This window comes from Arthrobacter sp. C152, assembly GCF_054890965.1.
On sequence record NZ_JBTZSU010000003.1, the window covers coordinates 30,886 to 48,873 of the forward strand.

14 protein-coding genes are annotated in these 17,988 nt (G+C 66.3%); 5 read left to right on the forward strand and 9 right to left on the reverse strand.

What is annotated here, in order from left to right; genetic code table 11:
* Nucleotides 1-171: 171 nt before the first annotated feature.
* From ACYSM9_RS02855 to ACYSM9_RS02870, 4 genes are read left to right on the forward strand one after another with little or no spacing between them, the layout of a single operon-like run.
* Nucleotides 172-1,485: an ABC transporter substrate-binding protein gene (locus ACYSM9_RS02855; protein ID WP_461855490.1), complete on the forward strand. Its 1,314-nt coding sequence runs from the start codon at nt 172-174 to the stop codon at nt 1,483-1,485.
* A 59-nt stretch (nt 1,486-1,544) separates the two neighbouring features.
* Nucleotides 1,545-2,474, forward strand: a complete 930-nt coding sequence (locus ACYSM9_RS02860) for a carbohydrate ABC transporter permease (RefSeq protein ID WP_461855491.1) — start codon at nt 1,545-1,547, stop codon at nt 2,472-2,474.
* The gene (locus ACYSM9_RS02865) at nt 2,471-3,301 is read left to right on the forward strand and encodes a carbohydrate ABC transporter permease (protein ID WP_461855492.1); all 831 of its coding nucleotides are present in this window, start codon (nt 2,471-2,473) and stop codon (nt 3,299-3,301) included. The genes ACYSM9_RS02860 and ACYSM9_RS02865 overlap by 4 nt, the downstream gene beginning before the upstream one ends.
* Before the next feature lie 56 nt (nt 3,302-3,357).
* Nucleotides 3,358-5,982 carry a family 78 glycoside hydrolase catalytic domain gene (locus ACYSM9_RS02870; RefSeq protein ID WP_461855493.1) on the forward strand — a complete coding sequence of 875 codons (2,625 nt, stop codon included), beginning with the start codon at nt 3,358-3,360 and terminating at the stop codon, nt 5,980-5,982.
* Between the two features lie 119 nt (nt 5,983-6,101).
* Here the strand turns inward: ACYSM9_RS02870 and ACYSM9_RS02875 are convergent, their stop codons facing one another.
* From ACYSM9_RS02875 to ACYSM9_RS02915, 9 genes are all read right to left on the reverse strand, one after another.
* Nucleotides 6,102-6,818: a hypothetical protein gene (locus tag ACYSM9_RS02875; protein WP_461855494.1), complete on the reverse strand. Its 717-nt coding sequence runs from the start codon at nt 6,816-6,818 to the stop codon at nt 6,102-6,104.
* Between the two features lie 508 nt (nt 6,819-7,326).
* Nucleotides 7,327-8,574, reverse strand: coding sequence for an amidohydrolase (locus ACYSM9_RS02880; protein WP_461855495.1), 1,248 nt, complete (start codon nt 8,572-8,574; stop codon nt 7,327-7,329).
* A 79-nt stretch (nt 8,575-8,653) separates the two neighbouring features.
* Nucleotides 8,654-10,006 (reverse strand): class-II fumarase/aspartase family protein, encoded by a 1,353-nt coding sequence (locus ACYSM9_RS02885; protein ID WP_461855496.1) that lies wholly within the window; start codon nt 10,004-10,006, stop codon nt 8,654-8,656.
* Nucleotides 10,007-10,016: 10 nt separating this feature from the next.
* Nucleotides 10,017-11,414, reverse strand: a complete 1,398-nt coding sequence (locus ACYSM9_RS02890) for a cation:dicarboxylate symporter family transporter (RefSeq protein WP_461855497.1) — start codon at nt 11,412-11,414, stop codon at nt 10,017-10,019.
* Between the two features lie 123 nt (nt 11,415-11,537).
* Nucleotides 11,538-12,260 (reverse strand): GntR family transcriptional regulator, encoded by a 723-nt coding sequence (locus ACYSM9_RS02895; protein WP_461855498.1) that lies wholly within the window; start codon nt 12,258-12,260, stop codon nt 11,538-11,540.
* Nucleotides 12,261-12,365: 105 nt separating this feature from the next.
* Entirely contained in the window at nt 12,366-12,962 is a 597-nt protein-coding gene (locus tag ACYSM9_RS02900; RefSeq protein WP_461855499.1) for a DM13 domain-containing protein, read from the reverse strand.
* A gap of 62 nt (nt 12,963-13,024) precedes the next feature.
* Nucleotides 13,025-13,843: an alpha/beta fold hydrolase gene (locus tag ACYSM9_RS02905; RefSeq protein WP_461855500.1), complete on the reverse strand. Its 819-nt coding sequence runs from the start codon at nt 13,841-13,843 to the stop codon at nt 13,025-13,027.
* A gap of 92 nt (nt 13,844-13,935) precedes the next feature.
* The gene (locus ACYSM9_RS02910) at nt 13,936-14,865 is read right to left on the reverse strand and encodes an NADP-dependent oxidoreductase (RefSeq protein ID WP_461855501.1); all 930 of its coding nucleotides are present in this window, start codon (nt 14,863-14,865) and stop codon (nt 13,936-13,938) included.
* A gap of 129 nt (nt 14,866-14,994) precedes the next feature.
* The gene (locus ACYSM9_RS02915; RefSeq protein ID WP_461855502.1) at nt 14,995-16,695 is read right to left on the reverse strand and encodes a SulP family inorganic anion transporter; all 1,701 of its coding nucleotides are present in this window, start codon (nt 16,693-16,695) and stop codon (nt 14,995-14,997) included.
* A 421-nt stretch (nt 16,696-17,116) separates the two neighbouring features.
* On the opposite strand from ACYSM9_RS02915, the gene ACYSM9_RS02920 reads away from it, so the two are divergent.
* Entirely contained in the window at nt 17,117-17,908 is a 792-nt protein-coding gene (locus tag ACYSM9_RS02920; RefSeq protein WP_461855503.1) for a carbon-nitrogen hydrolase family protein, read from the forward strand.
* Nucleotides 17,909-17,988 lie beyond the last annotated feature (80 nt).

Sequence of the window (17,988 nt, forward strand, 5' to 3'; positions counted from 1 at the left end):
CGTAATTGTAGATTGATCTACAAGAAACTCTTGGCAGCCGGTGTGACATGACTTACAGTGGAGAAACGTAGACCGATCTACACAAACTAGAGATGCCCACAGGTTTTATCGGCGGGCCTATTTTGAAACGTTCCACGGCCGGTGGGTCCGTGGCTTTACGAGGAGGTAAAGATGGCCGCAAGGAGCAAGCAGTGCTGGGCCGCTTTGGCCGGGGGAGTGACTGTGCTGGCGCTGGCCCTCACCGGTTGCAGCGGCGCCGGCAGCAGCAGCGGAAGTGGAAAGACCATCACCTGGCTGGTGGACAACGCAGAAAACACCGTGACGGCGGCTGAAAAAGTCGCGGAAGAGTTCACCGCGGCGAACCCCGGCATCAAAGTCGACATCGAGACCCGTCCGCAGGGCGGCGATGGTGACAATATCGTGAAGACGCGGCTGTCCACCGGTGACATGGCCGACGTGTTCAACTACAACACCGGTTCCCTGCTCCAGCAGATCAATCCGGAGCAGAACCTGCAGCCCATTACCAACGAGTCCTACCTATCCAACGTGGCTGAGTCATTCAAGCCTGTGGTGACATCCGGCGGTGAAGTGTACGGAGTGCCCTTCAGCACCGGCATGGCCGGAGCCGTCCTCTACAACAAGAAGGTCTACGACAAGCTCGGACTCTCCGTGCCCAAGACGTGGGACGAGTTCATGGCAAACAGCCGGAAGATCAAGGCGGCGGGCATCGCGCCGATCATCCAGTCCTACCAGACCACGTGGACCTCGCAGCTCTTTGTCCTGGGCGACTTCGCCAACGTCATCACCGCAGACCCGAACTTTGCATCCGACTACACCGCGAACAAGGCCAAATACGCCACAAACCCCGCCGCGGTCAAAGGGTTTGAGCACCTGGAGGAGGCCGGGAAGGCCGGCCTGTTCAACGACGATTTCGCATCCACCACGTACCAGCAGGCACAGGAAAAGCTGGTCAACGGCGAGGGCGCGCAGTACCCCATCCTCAGCTTTGCATTGAACAACATTAAGGTGACCCACCCGGACAAGCTGAACGACCTCGGGCTGTTCCCGCTGCCGGGCGATGACGCGGCCAGGAATAAGCTCACGGTCTGGATGCCCGGCGGCACCTACATTCCCAAGTCCACCAAGAACCTCGAGGAAGCCAAGAAGTTCCAGGCCTTCATCGCCAGCAAGTCAGGGTGCGATGCGCAGACGGCAGCAGTCGGCGCGGCAGGACCGTACCTCGTGAAGGACTGCGGCCTGCCTTCGGACGTCCCGGATGCGGTCAAGGACATGCTTCCGTTTTTCGAGGACCCTGCCAAGAACAGCCCGGCGCTGGAGTTCCTGTCTCCAGTCAAGGGCCCTGCCCTTGAGCAGATCACCGTCGAAGTCGGTTCGGGTATCCGCTCCGGTAAGGACGGCGCCGCCCTCTACGACGAGGACGTCAAGAAACAGGCCAAGCAGTTGAACCTGCCTGGCTGGAACTAACCTCCCAAACCCCTAAGCCGTCCGGGCTTCACGGCCCGGACGGTCCTTGGAGAGATTTCATGACACTGAACACCGCACCGACGCAGTCGGCAGTGCGCCGGCTGGCGCCGGCCGCAAACACCAAGCGCCGCAAGGGCAGCCCGCCCTACCCCTACTGGTTCTACCTGCCTGCCGCGGTCATTTACACCGCCTTGTTCCTGGTTCCCACGGTTGCCTCGTTTTTCTTCAGCTTCACGCGCTGGAATCTCACGGACTTCACCTTCATCGGCCTGGACAACTTCGTCCAGTTCTTCCAGGAGCCGGCGTTACTCAAAGGCCTCACCAACACCTTCATCTACGGCGTGGTGACCTCCGCACTCAAGGTGGTCCTCGGCATGCTCCTGGCGGTGCTGCTCACCTCGCAGATCATCGCCCGAGGCTATCTTCGCTCCGTGATCTTCTTTCCGGTCCTGCTAAGCAGCATCGGGGTCGGCATCGTCTTCACGGTGCTGATGGACCCCCGCAACGGCATGATCAACGAAGCCTTGGCTGCCATCGGGATTCAAGGGCCGGCCTGGCTTACTGATCCTGCATGGGCGCTTCTCTCTGTCGCCTTGGTTGACGTCTGGAAAGGCGTCGGCCTGGCCACGGTCATTTACATAGCGGGCATCGTTTCCATTCCCCAGGAATACTTCGAGGCAGCCACAATGGACGGTGCCTCCTCCATCAAGAGCTTCTTCAACATCACCCTGCCCCTTGCCCGCCCGGCGACCGCAACGGTGATCATCCTCTCCCTGATCGGCGGACTGCGTTCTTTCGACCTGATCTGGGCCATGACCAAGGGTGGCCCCGGGTTTACGTCCGACGTCATCGCCTCGGTCATCTACAAGCAATACCAGGCAGGTTTCTATGGCCTCTCCACGGCCGGGAACGTTGTGCTGTTCCTGATCGTGACCGCCATCGTCCTGCCCCTGTCCATGTTCCTGAACCGCAAGGAGGTGGAACAGTGATCGCCGCCGTCAGAAGGTACGCCGTTGGCATCCTGGCCATCGCAGTGACCGTCGTTGTCTTCATCATCCCCCTGATCTTCATGGTCCTGCAGGCAGTGAAGGACCGGAAGGAGGCGGCAAAGCTCGAATTCTCCTGGCCCACCAACTTCCAGTTCGTAGAGAACTTCACCCAGGTGCTCTCGGCCCGGAAATTCATGCTGGTGACAGCATTCATCAACAGCACTGTCCTCACAGTGGCCAGCGTGGCCATCCTGGTGGTACTGGCGGCGATGGTCGCCTGGGTACTGCAGCGGCGCAAATCCCGCTGGAACGGTGCGGTGAACTTCCTGATCCTCTCCGGGCTGATCATTCCGCCCGCGATTGTCCCCACTATCTGGGTCCTTCAAAGCATCGGGTTGTTCAAGACCCTTCCAGGCCTGATCCTCATTGAGGTCGCCTTCGGGCTGTCCTTCTGCGTCATGCTGTTCAGGGCCTTCATCGCCTCCATCCCCAAGGAACTCGACGAAGCGGCCGTGATTGACGGATGCGGACCCGTCCGCCTGTTCTTCCGGGTCATCTTCCCGTTGCTGCGATCAGTCATCGTCACCGTCATCGTTGTGCAGTCCGTCGCCATCTTCAACGACTTCCAGCACCCGCTCTACTTCCTTCCGGGCGACGCGAACGCCACCGTGCAGCTGACGCTCTTCAACTTCCAGAGCCAGTTCACCACGAACTACAACCTGCTGTTCATGAACATCCTGCTCATCACCATCCCGCCGTTCGTCATGTACCTGTTCTTCAACCGCCAGATCGTGGCGGGTATGACGGCCGGCGCCGTCAAGGGCTAGACAACCGCAACCTTTCGAAGCCGAAACCGGCCACATCCACCAAGGAGACTTCCCCTATGCCCGCCATCGTGCACCCGGCAACATTTGAACACCTGCCGCCCACCCCCGGCGTCGGTACGCTCGGCATCGGCCTGGCGGCCCCGCGCATCTCATGGAAGACTACCGCGGAGCCGCGGTGGCGGCAGACCGCCTACCAGCTTGCCGTCACCACCTGCGGCAATACCTGGACCAGCGGGCGGATCGAGTCCTCTGATTCAGTCCTCGTGCCGTGGGAAGGGACCCCGCTGGAGTCCGCCCAGCGCGCCGAGGTGAGCGTGCGCGTCTGGGGCGGCGGGGACGAGGCGGCCAGCGAATGGAGCCAGCCATCCGCCGTCGAGACCGGTCTTCTGCGCGCGGAGGACTGGACCGCTGCCGCCATCGCTCCCGGATGGGACGAAGATCCTGCGGCGGACCGGCGGCCACCGCTGCTCCGCCGGGCATTCACCCTCGACCGGCCGGTATCTTCCGCGCGGTTGTACGTGACGGCCCATGGCCTGTACGAGGTGGAGATCAACGGAACACGTGTCGGCAACGATGCGCTGTCGCCCGGCTGGACGGTATACGGTGAGCGGCTCCGCTATTACACCTACGATGTCACCGGCCACCTTCACGACGGCGACAACGCCATCGGAGCGCTGCTCGCCGACGGCTGGTACCGGGGCAGGATCGGCTTCAGGGGCGGCCACGCCAACCTTTATGGCGACAACGTTGCGCTGCTGGCGCAGTTGCAGATCACCCACGACGACGGCTCCGTCACGGTGATCGGGACGGACGAGACCTGGAAGGCGTCTTTCGGGCCGATCCTGCAGGCAAGCCTGTACAAGGGCGAGACGTACGACGCACGGCAGCTCCCCGGCGGCTGGAGCACTGCGGACTTCAATGGCTCCGGCTGGAAACCCGTCACGCGCGTCGAACGCGATCCCCGGACCCTGGTGGCCCCTGAAGGTCCACCCGTCCGCTGCACCGGTGAGGTACGCCCCGTCAGTGTATGGACATCCCCATCGGGCAAGACGCTGATCGACTTCGGCCAAAACCTCGTAGGACGCCTCCGCATCACCGTGAACGGCGAGGCCGGCACGACTGTCACGATCCGCCACGCAGAGGTTCTCCAGGACGGGGAGCTGTGCACCCGCCCCCTCCGGGAAGCCGACGCCACGGACCAGTACACCCTTGCCGGCACGGGCCGGGAAGCCTGGGAGCCCCGCTTCACCATCCACGGATTCCGGTACGCGGAGATCAGTGGATGGACCGGCGGGGAGATCGCAGCGAACGTTGTGGCCCGGGTCTACCACACCGATATGCAGCGGACAGGATGGTTCGAATGCTCCAATCCGGATCTCAACCGGCTCCATGACAATGTGCTGTGGAGCATGAGGGGCAATTTCGTGGACATCCCCACGGACTGCCCGCAGCGTGATGAACGGCTGGGCTGGACCGGGGACATCCAGGTCTTCGCCCCGACTGCCAGTTTCCTTTATGACTGCTCCGGCATGCTGTCCTCCTGGCTGAAGGATGTTGCGGTTGAGCAGCTACCGGACGGTACCGTGCCCTGGTACGTTCCGGTCATTCCGGGCGGCAATTATTGGACCCCGATCCGCCCCGGTGCGGTGTGGGGCGACGTTGCGGTACTCACGCCGTGGACCCTGTATGAACGCTTTAACGATCCGGGGATTCTGGCCACGCAGTATGAAAGCGCGAAGGGCTGGGTTGACCTGCTGGACCGCCTCTCCGGTGACAGCCACCTCTGGAACGGCAGCTTCCAGCTCGGCGACTGGCTCGACCCGACCGCGCCGCCCGAGGACCCCACACAGGCCATGACGGACCCGCATTTGGTGGCCACGGCATACTTCGCGTGGTCGGCGCGGCACCTCGCCAAGGCCGCTGCCGTGCTGGGCAAATCCGGGGACGAATTGCATTACCTCACGTTATCGCGGGCAGTTGCTGATGCCTTTGCCCGCGAATACATCCACCCGGGCGGGATCATGAGCAGTGACGCCCAGACGGCGTACGCACTCGCCATAGTCTTCGATCTCTTTCCGGACGCAGGCTCGAAAGCCCGGGCCGGCGCCCGGCTTGCCGAACTGGTGCACCTGAACGGCAACCGCATCGGTACTGGCTTTGCAGGCACGCCGGTGGTTTCTGACGCCCTCACGCTTTCGGGAGAGATTGACGCCGCCTACGATCTCCTGCTCGAAAAGGAGTGCCCCTCGTGGCTGTACGCTGTGGGCCAGGGAGGCACCACCATTTGGGAACGCTGGGATTCCATGCTCCCGGACGGTTCCGTCAACCCCGGGGAAATGACCTCCTTCAACCACTACGCCCTGGGCGCGGTGGCTGATTGGATGCATCGGGTGGTTGGCGGTTTAGCGCCGCTGGAGCCGGGTTACCGCAGGATCCTGGTCAAGCCGCAGCCGGGCGGCGGACTCAGCTGGGCGTCGGTCCGCCACGAGACTCCGTACGGTACGGCGGCGGTGGAGTGGCGGACCGAGGACGGCAAGCTGTCCGTCGTCGCCGAAATTCCCACCGGAACCACGGCGTCCGTTGTGCTGCCGGGGCACGAACCCGTGGACGTCGGCCCAGGACGCCACACCTTTGACGTCGCAGACGTACTTTCAAAGGTCGGCGGCCCAAAACAGGCTTAGGGGTCAACGGGTGTGCTCATTCGGGGCCGGCCACGGGCCGGCCCCGAATCCGAGTCAGGCGGATGCGGCTTCCCTGAGAAGCTGGCTCCCGTGTCGCCTCGTTTGCACCGTTACCGCGGTCAGGAATGCAGCAGTTCGACGGATCGGGCCGCAACGTGGATGCTTTCCCATCCACGGCGGGCAGCGGCTGCCGTCAGGGGATCTACCGCGACACCCTTGTTCTGCAGGATCGCCACCAGCGTCGCATTGACGATGTCTTCGCGGAGCTCCTTCAGCCATGGGCCACGGATGATTGGCATCACCGGTACACGGGCCTGCAGGGTGAGGATGTGGCCGCCGGCCAAGGCCGCGACGACGCAGATTACTCCGACGGTCAGCAGCTTGAGGATGTTGTCCGGATTGGTGGCAACCACGAACGCGGGCGGGGCGATGAGGGCCGCGATGAGCATCCAGCGCAGGGCCAGGACCTGCCTGGAGCGGGCAGAGGCTCCAGGCCGGGCCATTGGTCCAGTCAGCCGTTTGTCCCTGACTGCCTGGGCTTTGAGCCGCCACTGCCGCTGCGAGCCGAGGTGCAGCTTCACCAGCGCGCGGGCCGCGCGCAGTTCCTCTGGATGGTGCTCCCGCAATGATTGCACCGCCGGGTCCGGCACATCTGCCCAGGCGCTGGTCAGGCGGCGGTCGATGGCGGCCGCCAGGGCATCAAGGCTCAGTTGGACAGCGCCCTCTGCCGCGTCCGGGGCAGCCGCCGTGGCTGGAGCCGGATGCTCGCCGGCAGGTGATTCGGTCCGGTGGCCGTAGCGTGGCGAGCCGTCGGCGAGTTGATATTCATTGCTCATGGTTCCCCCAAATAATGTGCGTGCCGAGGCAGGAATCGCGGTGGCTGCTGAAATTATTGTGGGCGAGGCCGGATGCCCAATGGGCGAATCTTGGCGAAACCTTCGGGGATTTTGTGCGGGGGTTGAGGAATCCGGGGGCAGCTCGAAACACTGTGCCCCGGGCAGCAGGTGAGGCGGGCCCTTACTGCGGGCACTGCCTCGCTGCGAGCAGGGCGAGATCGTAGATGAGTTGCTGGACCTCGCGCTCACGGCCGGTGGTCCTGGCGCGCGGGGTTTGGGACGCCGGGAGTTTCTTGCTCGGAGGAGCGGGAACGGGCCTATGGACTTTTGCCGGTTCCCCGCCGGCCTCACTGTTGGTATCGCCGGAAAATGCATTCACGGTTGTCAAGATTGGTCCCCTAACCGAGCCTGTCCAAACACCCTAGGAAGCGAAATCGCTATCCGGAACAGTTTTGATCCATAGCGGGGATTTATTGCCTGAATCTTGAGGGAACGCGGTCCCGTGCCGCTAAAGGGAAAAGCCACCGGCTTGAACCAGCCGGAGCCCGTCGGCCACCACCCGGCCCCGGTGAATGACCGTGCGGCCCGGGAGCCTGTCCATGACGGCGGCGGTCACCGAGTCGCCTTCCAGCAGCACCAGGTCAGCCGGGTCACCCACGGCAAGGCCGGGCCGGTCCGCCACCGACGTCAGCCGCTGCGCCGCAGGGTTGATGACGCTGGCACCGCCCACCGTGGCCACGGCCGCGCAGTGCCCGATCAGCTCATCCGCCCGGAATTTGTTCGTAAACGCCAGCTGCCACGTGCGGTCCAGCATGTCTGCGTTGCCGTAGGGGGACCAGTAGTCGCGCTGGCCGTCCTCGCCCAAACCCACCCGGATCCCGGCGGCGGTGAGCCGTTCCAGCGGCAGCGGCGTCGCGGGCGCCACGGTTGCCACGGAGACGTCCAGCTCCCGCATGTCCGCCAGGAGTTCGTCGAGTTGGCCGTCGGGCAGATCGCCGAGGGCGAATGCGTGCGAGATGGTCACCAGTCCCTGCATGCCCAGCGCCCGGGTGCGTTCGAGGATGAGTTCCATGCTGAACAGCCCCAGCTGCCCCGGCTCGTGCAGGTGGACGTCCACGGGCAGGCCATACTTTTCGGCCAGGCCGAAGACGATGTCCAGGTGCTGCACGGGGTCGCGGTCCAGGGCGCAGGGGTCGATTCCGCCCACCACGTCGGCGCCCAGTTTCAGGGCCTCCTCCAGCACCTCCGCGCTGCCCGGCTCCCGGAGCAGCCCGGCCTGGGGAAACGCGATGACCGCAACGTCCGCCCTGTCCCGGTGCGTTTCACGGGCGGCGAGGACGGCCTCGAAACGCTCCAGCCCGGCGTCGGCATCCACCTGGGCGTAGCTGCGCACCCGCGTGGTGCCGCGTTCGATCATCGCGCCCAGGGTGTGGGTGGCCCGCTCGGTGATGGAGGCCTCGGCATCGCGCCAGTTGTGCCGGTCGTTGAGCATCATGTTCCAGACCCCGGGCGACCCGGTGTGCGGGCGGAACGGCAGGCCCAGCCGGGTGGAGTCGAGGTGGACGTGGACGTCGGAGAAGGACGGCAGCAGGATCCGGCCGCGGCCGTCCACCACGCCGGCGCAGGCTGAAGCAGCGTCGCCCAAAGCAGCCCGGTCCAAAGCTGAGGGTCCGACGGCGGTGACCGCCCCGCCGTCGAGCGTCACGTCAGCGGCGTCCCCGCCCCAGGGACGGACGTTGCGGAGCACGAGGGGCATGGGGCGGTCCTGTCGGAAGGAGGTGCAAGGGCGTGTTCCAGTCTAGGGGCGGGGCGGCCGCGGGCCCTGGAAGCCGGGGTTACCGCGGGCGGGCGGAGATGACTTGCTTGGTCATGGCGCCGGCGCTGCCGAGGTAGCCGGCGGGGTCGCAGAGTTGCGCGATGCGTTCTGCGCCGAGGTGCTGGACGAGTTCGGGGTGTGCAAGGAGCTCCGATTCCAGGGTGGTGCCGGTGTCGATGGCGGTTTTGCAGGCGGCATAGATGACGTGGTGTGCTTCCTGCCGGCCGAGGACGGGGGCGACGGCCATCATGACGGCTTCGGCGACGATCAGTCCGCCGGTGATGGCGGTGTTCTCGCGCATCCGCTCAACATTCACTTCGAGGCCCGAGAGCATGAATTCTGCCTGGCCGAGGGAGCTGGAGAGCAGGAGGAAGGACTCGGGGACGGTGGCCCATTCGAGGTGCCATGGGCCGGTGGCGCGTTCGAAGTCCTGCACCATGGCGTCGAGCATGGTGGAGGATTTGTCGCGGAGCATTTTGGCTGCGGCGAGCATGAGTTCGCAGGAGATCGGGTTGCGCTTCTGCGGCATGGTGGAGCTGGCGCCGCGGCCCATGACGAACGGTTCGGCGGTTTCACCGTATTCGGAGGAGCACATCAGCATGACGTCGAGGGCAATCTTGCCCAGCGAGCCGCCAATGTTGGCCAGGAGGGAGACCAGTTCGGCGAGGCCGTCCCGGGCGACGTGCCAGGTGATGTCGGGGTCGGTCAGGCCGAGCTCCGCTGCCAGGGCGGCGCGGGTTTCGAGGCCTTCGGGTCCTTCGCCAAGGGACGCGAGGGTGCCGGCGGCGCCGCCGAACTGGACCATGAGGTCGCGTTCTGCCGCTTGGGCCAGGCGGTCGGCCTGCCGGTCCAGGGAGGAGAGCCAGACGGCGCAGCGGTAGCCGAAGGTCACGGGCAGTGCGTGCTGCAGGTGCGTGCGGCCGGCGGCGAGGGTGTTTACGTGCGACTCCGCGAGCCGGGCCAGCGCCGCCCGGACCCCGTGGAGCTGTTCGGTGAGGAGCGCGATGCCTTCCTTGCACTGGAGCATGGTTGCGGTGTCCATGATGTCCTGGGTGGTTGCACCCCAGTGGATGTAGCGGCCGTCCTCACCGCACTGTTCGGAGAGCTGCTGGACGATGGGCAGGATGGGGTAGCCGACGATTTCGGTTTCGTGGCGGAGGCGGTCCTGGTCGAGCGCGGCGAAGTTCGCGGTGTTGGTGATCCGGGCGGCGGCGTCGGTGGGGATGAGGCCTACCTTGGCTTCGGCGCGGGCGAGCGCGGTTTCGGTGTCGATGATGCGGCTGACGTAGGCGTCATCGCTGAAGATCTCGCGCATGCGGGCGGTGCCGAACATGTCGCGGAAGAGCAGGGAGTCGTAAACGGTGGAGCTCATGGCTGGTCCTTTACTTGGTGGCGGCTGTGGAGACAGTTTCAGGGGTGCCCGTGGCAGCTAAGGCTGGGGTTTCAGCGCCGACGCCGTGCCCGGCAGGAGAAGCTGCTTCTTTGGCTTCCTGGCGGTCCATTTCCGCGAAGAACGCGGCGGGATCGGCGAGCGCGCGGCGGACCTTCGGAACGTCCATTTCCCTGGTCATCTTGGAGACCACGATGGTGGCCACGACGTTGCCGAAGGTGTTGCAGAAGGCGGTGGCCATGGACATGAACCGGTAGACGCCGAAGAGGATCGCAACGCCTTCCAAGGGGAGGTATCCGGTGGCGGCGACGGTGGAGGCGAAGACGACGTAGGTGCCGCCGGAAACGGTGGCTGCGCCCTTGGAGGTCAGCAGCATGATGGCCATCAGGCCCAGCTGCTCGCCCAGTCCCATGTGAACGCCGAAGGCGTTGGCCAGGAAGATGGTGCAGATGGACATGTACAGCGACGTGCCGTCCAGGTTGAAGGCGTAGCCGGTGGGAACCACGAGACCGACGCTCTGCTTGGAACAGCCCATCGCGGTGAGTTTCTTCAGAAGGCCGGGCAGGGCCGACTCGGAGGAGGCGGTTCCCAGCACGAGGGACATTTCGACCTTCACGAAACGCAGGATCCGGAACACGTTGAACCCTGCGATGAGGCAGACCAGGCCGAGGACGACCGTAATGAAGAGTGCCACAACGGCCCAGTATTCGAGCACCAACTGGGCTAACGCGATCAGCATGGCGCTGCCGTTGGTGCCGACGGAGCAGGCGATGGCCCCGAAGGCACCGATGGGTGCGAGCTTCATGATCACGTTGATGAAGCCGAAGAATGCCTCCGAGATGGTGTCGAGGCCGCCCTGGATCTTGCCGAGAACGGCTGGCTTGAGGGTGAGGAGGCCGGCGCCGAAGATCACGGCGAGGATGACGACCTGCAGCAATTGCCCGGAGGTGAAGGCGCCGAAGAAGTTTTCCGGGAAGATGCCCTTCAGGAAGCCGGCGAAGGAGTGGTCGCCGTCGGTGGCCGGCGGCTTGCCGCTGTTGGCGGTGAGTGCGCCTGCACCTTCGCCGACGTGCAGCAGGTTGGCGGCGAGCAGGCCGATGCCGAGGGCGACCGTGGAGACCACTTCGAAGTAGATCAGGGCGGAGAACCCGATCCGGCTTGCCTGCTTGAGGTTTCCGGCCGAGAGGATGCCCAGCACCACGGTCAGGAAGACCAGCGGAGCGATGCCCGCTTTGATCAGGGCAAGGAAGAGATCGCCCACGATCTTGAGCTGGGCCGAGAATCCGGGAAAGGCAAAGCCGACCACGATACCCAGCGCCATGGCAATCATGACCTGTGCGCCCAGGCCCCGGTACCAGGCTTTCTTTGGCCGGGGAGCTGCTGCTTCCAAGAGCTGTTCTTGCGACTTCATTGACGCCTCACTTGTCTAGACACATTTTCTGTCTAGACAAATGTGGGGCATGTTATGGGGTTATGTCAAGAGCGCCTGCCGCGCAGACGGTAAAAAGGCGGTTCAGCCGCGTTCGAGGACTGATTCGTACACGAAGCGGGCGCCAGGATGCGTGCTGATGGCAACGGCAAGGATCCCGCCGGCGGCATCCACATAGCGCCTCGTCAGCCGCAGGGCCACGGAGCCGGGCAGTTCGCCCAACGCTTTGGCAGCTTCCTCTTCCAGGACGGTCGCCTTGATCTGCTGCAACACGCGGTTGACCTGGCGGCCGGTGCGTTCGGCGACCAGGTCCGCCACCAGGCGGTCACTGTCCTGGAGTTCGCCGTGGATGAGGGAAGCGTCCTCGGGGGAAAGATAGACCTTCGCCCAGGAGGACGGACGGCCGCCTTCCGCGGAATCCCGCCGAGTGGATGTGATGACGGTGCGGATGGTACCTTCCGGCACCCCCAGCTCATCAGCAACATGGCCGTCAACAGCCGTTTCCCTAATGGAGATGATGCTGCGTTCAGCAGTCCGTCCATACTGCGCCAATTCCTCGATCGAGGAGAGCTTCGTGTGGAATTCCTGTACAGGCTGGAGCCTGACCACACGCGTGCCCTGACCCTTGCGCCGCACAATAAGTCCAACATCCTCCAGCTGACGCAGTGCCGCGCGCAGCGTTTCCCGGGACACACCATACTTGGATGCGAGCTCCGGCTCAGACGCGAGGAAGGCGCCGACCTCCCACTGGCCACCGCTGATCTTGGCCTGTAAATCCTCAGCGATGGTCCTATATCTGGCCGTCACGGCAGTCCGTCCCTTCCACATCCATTCCTTTGGACAAGTCTAGACAGGTGTCACGGGCTGCGTACGTCGCGGCACCAAAGCAGCAAGGGCCGCGGAGGGCGCCGGTCATGTGGTCAGCTTGGCGGCGGCGAAGGACACGGTGAAGCGGGCGCACCAGATGCTGACCGATGTGTAGTCGGCCAGGACTGCCGAGGCGGGGATCTCGTAGTTCTGGTCGCCTTTATTGGCCTTCAGCGAGCCCAAGTCCAGGTAGGCGCCGTCGTCGAAGACGTACCAGCCGGCCGGCCCTTCCAGGACGGGGGCGTCGGTGAGCCAGACCCGCAGGTCCGGGCCGTCGGAGGTGTCCAGTCCTTCGAACCGGAGGATCCGGGTGCCGTCGGGGAGTTCGAGGATCCGCACCGTCCCGGAGCTGGCGTGTTCATGGCTGATGAGCCGGCCCGTTGCCAGTTCGCGCGGGGCGGCCGGCGCAGCGGGCGGGGCAGTGGCCGCGGGCGGGACGCCGGCCGCTGACGGAGGCGCCGAGGCCGCCTCGGATGGTGCGGCGGTCGCCTTCGCCTGGGATGCTGGCGCGGGGGCGGCGGGAAGATCCTCGATCAGCGTGGAACTGGTGAAGATGCGCCAGGGCTGGAACAGGTACAGTCCGGCAGCGATGACGACGGCGGCCGCGAGCACCGCAACGGGGAGCAGGACACGACGCTTCATATCCACCTCAACGCCCGGATCCGGGACGCTGTTCCGTGGGCGCGGCAGCCGGCGGGCCTCCGTCAAAGCAGCGCGCGCAGGAACGAGATTGTGTCCGCTGCGACCCGCTCCGGGCACTCCCACAGGACCATGTGGCCCGTGCCGGGGTAGACCTTCAGCACCGCGCCGGGGATCCGTGCAGCCAGGGTCTCCTGATCTTGGCGGGGCAGCACGGTGTCCTCGCCGCCCCAGAGCATGAGGGTGGGCGTGTGGATGGTCCCGCTTTCCGTGGGCGGCGTGGCGGCGCAAAGCCCGCCCAGAATGCCTTTCCAGGCGTGGGCGGGCATCTTCAGGCCGTCGCGGATGCGGTCCTCGATGTACCAGGCGGGGACGTCATGGTGCAGGGGAAACCAGGACAGCGAGTCCCGCACCCAAGCTTCGTCGAGGGGGTCGGTGAGGGCGTCCACCTCGTCGGCGAAGGCGGGCCGTCCCTGGAGGCTGAGTGGAGACCCGGCCAGGACCAGTGCCGCCACCCTTCCGGGATGGACTGCGGCGAGTTGCTGGGCCACGTAGCCGCCGCTGGAAGAGCCGACGACGGCGGCGCGGGGCACGCCGAGTGCGTCCAGGATAGCGGCGGCGTCCTCAGCCTGCTCCGCCAGGGAGTAGCCCTCCGCGGGTTTGTCGGCGTCGCCCTGGCCGCGGAGGTCCGGCGCATAGATCCGGCGGCCGGCCAGGAGGGGTATGAGCCGGTCGAAGCTGCGGCGGGATTCGCCCCAGGCGTGAAGCAGCAGCAGGGGCGTGGCGCCGTCGTCGTCGTTGCCGTGGTCCTGGATGGTGTCCCGGGCGAGGCAGGGCACGGTGATGCCGGTGCGGAGGCGGAGGTGCCGGATGTCGGCGTCCATGGGTTCAGGCTACCCCGGGTCAGGCGGTGGCTGTAGGGGAAGCGGGGCACCGGCAGCCAGTGCCGGCCCGACGGGCCTGTGCTGCTGCCAGATCAGGAATCCTGGTCCACGGCCACCACGATCTTGCCGCGCGTATGTCCTTCCATGTTGGAGCGGAAGGCGTCGGCGGCCTTCTCCAGCGGGAAGACCTCGGCAACTTCCACGCTGAGTTTGCCGCTGTCCGCCATGTCGGCCAGTTCCTGCAGGTCGGATCCCGCGGGGGTGACCCACATCCACTGGCCACCGTGTTCTTCCACGTCGCTGTCGGCGATGGAGGCGTGCCGTCCACCGTCCGCCAGTACCGCCAGCGTGGTTTCGAGGTTGCCGCCGACGAAGTCTGCAACCACCTCCACGCCGTCCGGGCGCAGGGCTCGCACGCGCTCGGCGAGCCCGTCCCCGTAGGCAACCGGCTCGGCGCCGAGGGAACGGAGGAAGTCGTGGTTCTTTTCCGAGGCGGTGGCAATGACGCTGGCGCCCATGGCCGCGGCGATCTGGATGCCGAGGGAGCCCACGCCGCCGGCGCCGCCGTGGATCAGGACGGTTTCGCCGGCCTTCAGGCCCAGCCGGTTGAGGACCTGGTAGGCGGTGAGGCCGGCCAGCGGCAGGCCTGCCGCTTCGTTCCAATCAAGCGCCGCGGGCTTCTTTGCCAGGACCCGCTCCGGCAGCGCGATGTACTCGGCGAAGCTGCCGCCGTGGACGTAGTCCTTGCGGCCGTAGGCGATGACCTCGTCGCCGGGCCGGAACTGCCGGGAGTCGATACCTACTGACTCCACGACGCCGGCGACGTCCCAGCCGGGGATGGCGGGGAACTGCAGGTCCATGAGGGCGTCCAGTCCGCCGGCCATGATCTTCCAGTCCACCGGGTTCACCGCGGCCGCCTTGACCTTGACCAGGACCATGCCGGGCCCGGCCTTCGGCATCGGCTGCTCGCCGTATTCGAGGACGTCCGGGCTTCCGTATTCGCTGTAAGTGATCGCCTTCATGCCTGCGACAACCACGTGGCCGGACAGAACTATTCCGGATCCCACGGCGAAGTGGTGCAACGCACGGCGGGCTGGCGGTCGGCGGAATGCCGGGTGCTGCCGGGTTGTAACGTTGCGGCCGTGCCCCGGTTACTCCTGCGTCCCGCGCTGCTCCCGCTGGAACGCCCGCACCGCCTGGCTCACGGTGGGGAAGAAGTGCTCGGGGGAGAACCGGGCGCCCATGCCGTACCGCAGCAGCCTGTCCTTGACCGGGCCCTTCATCTCCGCGAACACCAGGTCCACGCCGTGCCGGTCCAGCCATTCGTCCAGCTGCACCAGCTCGTCCAGCGCCGTGGTGTCGATGCCGGTCACCGGCTCGGCGGCCAGCACCACCCGTTCGGTGCCGGGCGGGGCCTGGTCCAGTTCGTCGCGGACGAAAGAGCCAAGCAGCGCGCCGTTGCCGAAAAACAGCGGCGCGTCGAAGCGCAGGATCAGCAGGCCGGGCACGCGCTCGCCGTTCGGGTGGCGGCTGACGTCGTGGTAGCCGGGGACGCCGGGGACGTCCACAAGCTCGGCGCGGTAGGGGTCCCAGGCGCGCCGCAGGAAGTCCAGGATGGCCAGGCCGACGGCGACCACGATGCCCGGCAGGACGCCCAGGATGGTGACGCCCAGGAAGGCCGCGAGCATCACCAGGGATTCGCTGCGGCTCATGCCGATCAGCCGGCGCACCCCCGCGGGGTCGGCGATTCCGGCGGCTGCGGCAATGACGATGGCCGCCAGCGTGGCGGCTGGCAGGAACTCGGTGACGCCCGGTGCCAGGAGCATGAAGCCGACCACCAGGACGGCGCCCACCACCCCGGTGAGCTGGGATCTCGCCCCGGACTCCACCGCCACCGGCGTCCGGGAGGCGCTGGCCGACACAGGGAAGCCTCCCAGCAGGCCGCTGGCCGCGTTCGCCGCGCCGAGGGCCGCCATCTCATGGTTGCCGGAGACCCTGGCGTTACGGGCCGCGGCCAGGGACTGGGACAGCGTTCCGGTGTCCACGAAGACGATCAGGGCGATGCCCGCGGCGGCGGGCAGCAGGGTCACGACGTCGGCCCAGCCGATCCCGCCGAGGGCGGGCGCCGGGAGGCCCTGGGGGAGGGCGCCGGCGACCTTGACGCGGTCGTGCAGTCCCAGCAGGGCAACGGCGAGGCAGGAGACGACGACGGCGACCAGCACGCCCGGGACCTTCCACCTCAGCCACCGCGGCACCCAGATCAGGGCCAGTGAGGCCAGCCCCAGCAGCAGGGCGGCGATATTGGTTTCACCGGCGAGCACCTTCGGCGCTGCGGCCAGGAGTTTGTCCCAGGGCGTCTGCCCGTCCACGGAGATCCCCAGGAGGACCGGAAGCTGGGAGGCCACAACCAGCAGGGCGATGCCGTTGAGGTAGCCCAGGCGGATTGGCTTGGACAGCAGGCCGGTGACGATGCCCAGCCGAAGCGCCGTACCGGCCAGCATGATGGCGCCGATCAGGACGGCCAGCAGCCCGGCCAGTGCAACGGAGCGTTGCTCGTTGGCCGCAGCCAGGGGGACCAGGGCGGCAACGATCATCGGGGCGAGCGCGGAATCGGGGCCCAGCACCAGTACCCGCGACGGGCCGACGGCGGCGTAGGCGAGGAGGGGCACCACGGTGGCGTAGAGGCCGGTCACCGGCGGGAGACCGGCGGCCTGGGCGTAGGCCATGCCCGCGGGCACCAGGACCGCGAAGAGCGCGGCGCCGGCGATCAGGTCGTGCCGCAGCCACCCGGCCTGGTAACCGCGGAGGGCCGGCGGGACCCACCAGGTTCTGGGCTTACCGGCGCGGCTCATGCTCCGATCATGGCGCATCCAGCCGGTGCTTGCCATTGGTGCAGGGTGAGGGACCGGAAGCATCGGCCGAGCTTGTCGAAGATGTTGCTCAGGTGGCGCTGGACGGTTCTCTCACCGAGGAATAGCTCCGAACGAGGGGGCTGGTCTCCTCCGGCCTGGCCGCGCATGCCAGCGAGTCGCGGCTGATGTATGCGATAGGCCGCGATTCGGTCCTGCCCAAGGCCATCTCCGGCAGGCTCAATGCGCCATCACGCTGGGTGTGTCCTGGCTGGCGGTGGGCATCGTGGTCCTGGCCCTGATCACCCGCGCGGCTTCAAGCCGGCGCCGCCGGAGATGGCGGCCAGGGAGAAGGCGACGGTCGAGGCGGCCGCCTGAGCTCTGTCTTGTAGCGGGGGTTCTTGGGCCAAGGGAAGGAAAGTTCGTGAAGATAGCGCTGGGTCAGCTGGAGTCGGGCGCCGATATCCAGGCCAACCTCGCCGCGATCGACCGGTTCGCCGCCGAGGCAGCCCGCGACGGCGCCGCGCTGGTCGCCTTCCCGGAGTACGCCACCTACGAGAAGAAGAAGGTGGACGCGACCTTTCCCGAGGTGGCCGAGCCGCTGGACGGGCCCGTCTGCCAGGCACTCGCCGCCACCGCCCGCCACCACCGCATCGCGCTGGTGGCGGGCGTGGTGGAGACCTCGGACGAGCCGGGCCGGGCGTATAACACGCTGGTGGCTTTCGGGCCCGACGGCGGCCGGCTGGCTTCCTACCGGAAGATCCACCTTTTCGACGCGCAGGGCTTCGGGGAGTCCGAGTTCATCAAGCCGGGGGAGTCCCTTGAGCCGGTGGTGTTCGAGCATGGGGGAGTGCGCTTCGGGTTGATGACCTGCTACGACCTGCGGTTTCCGGAGCTGGCGAGGACGTTGGCCGACGCCGGCGCGCAGGTGCTGCTGGTCTGCTCGTCCTGGGTGCCGGGGGAGCATAAGACGGAGCAGTGGCTGGCGCTGAACGCGGCGGGGGCGATCGAGAACAGCGTGTACGTGGCCGGGGTGTGCCAGGCGCCGCCGGTGTCCGTGGGGCGGAGCGTGCTGGTGGACCCGATGGGTGTTGTTGAAGCTGACCTTGGCCTGGCCGCTGGGGTGCAGGTAGTGGAGGTTTCGCTGGAGACGGTGGACCGGGTCCGGGAGTCGTTCCCATGTTCCGGCAGCGGCGGCTGTGAAGGCCCTTTATGAGTTGTGGCAAGAAGAAGTCCCAGCCTTGCGACCACACGTGCTGGGATGTTCGGAGAGAACCTGTTTGGCCCTGTCGTCCT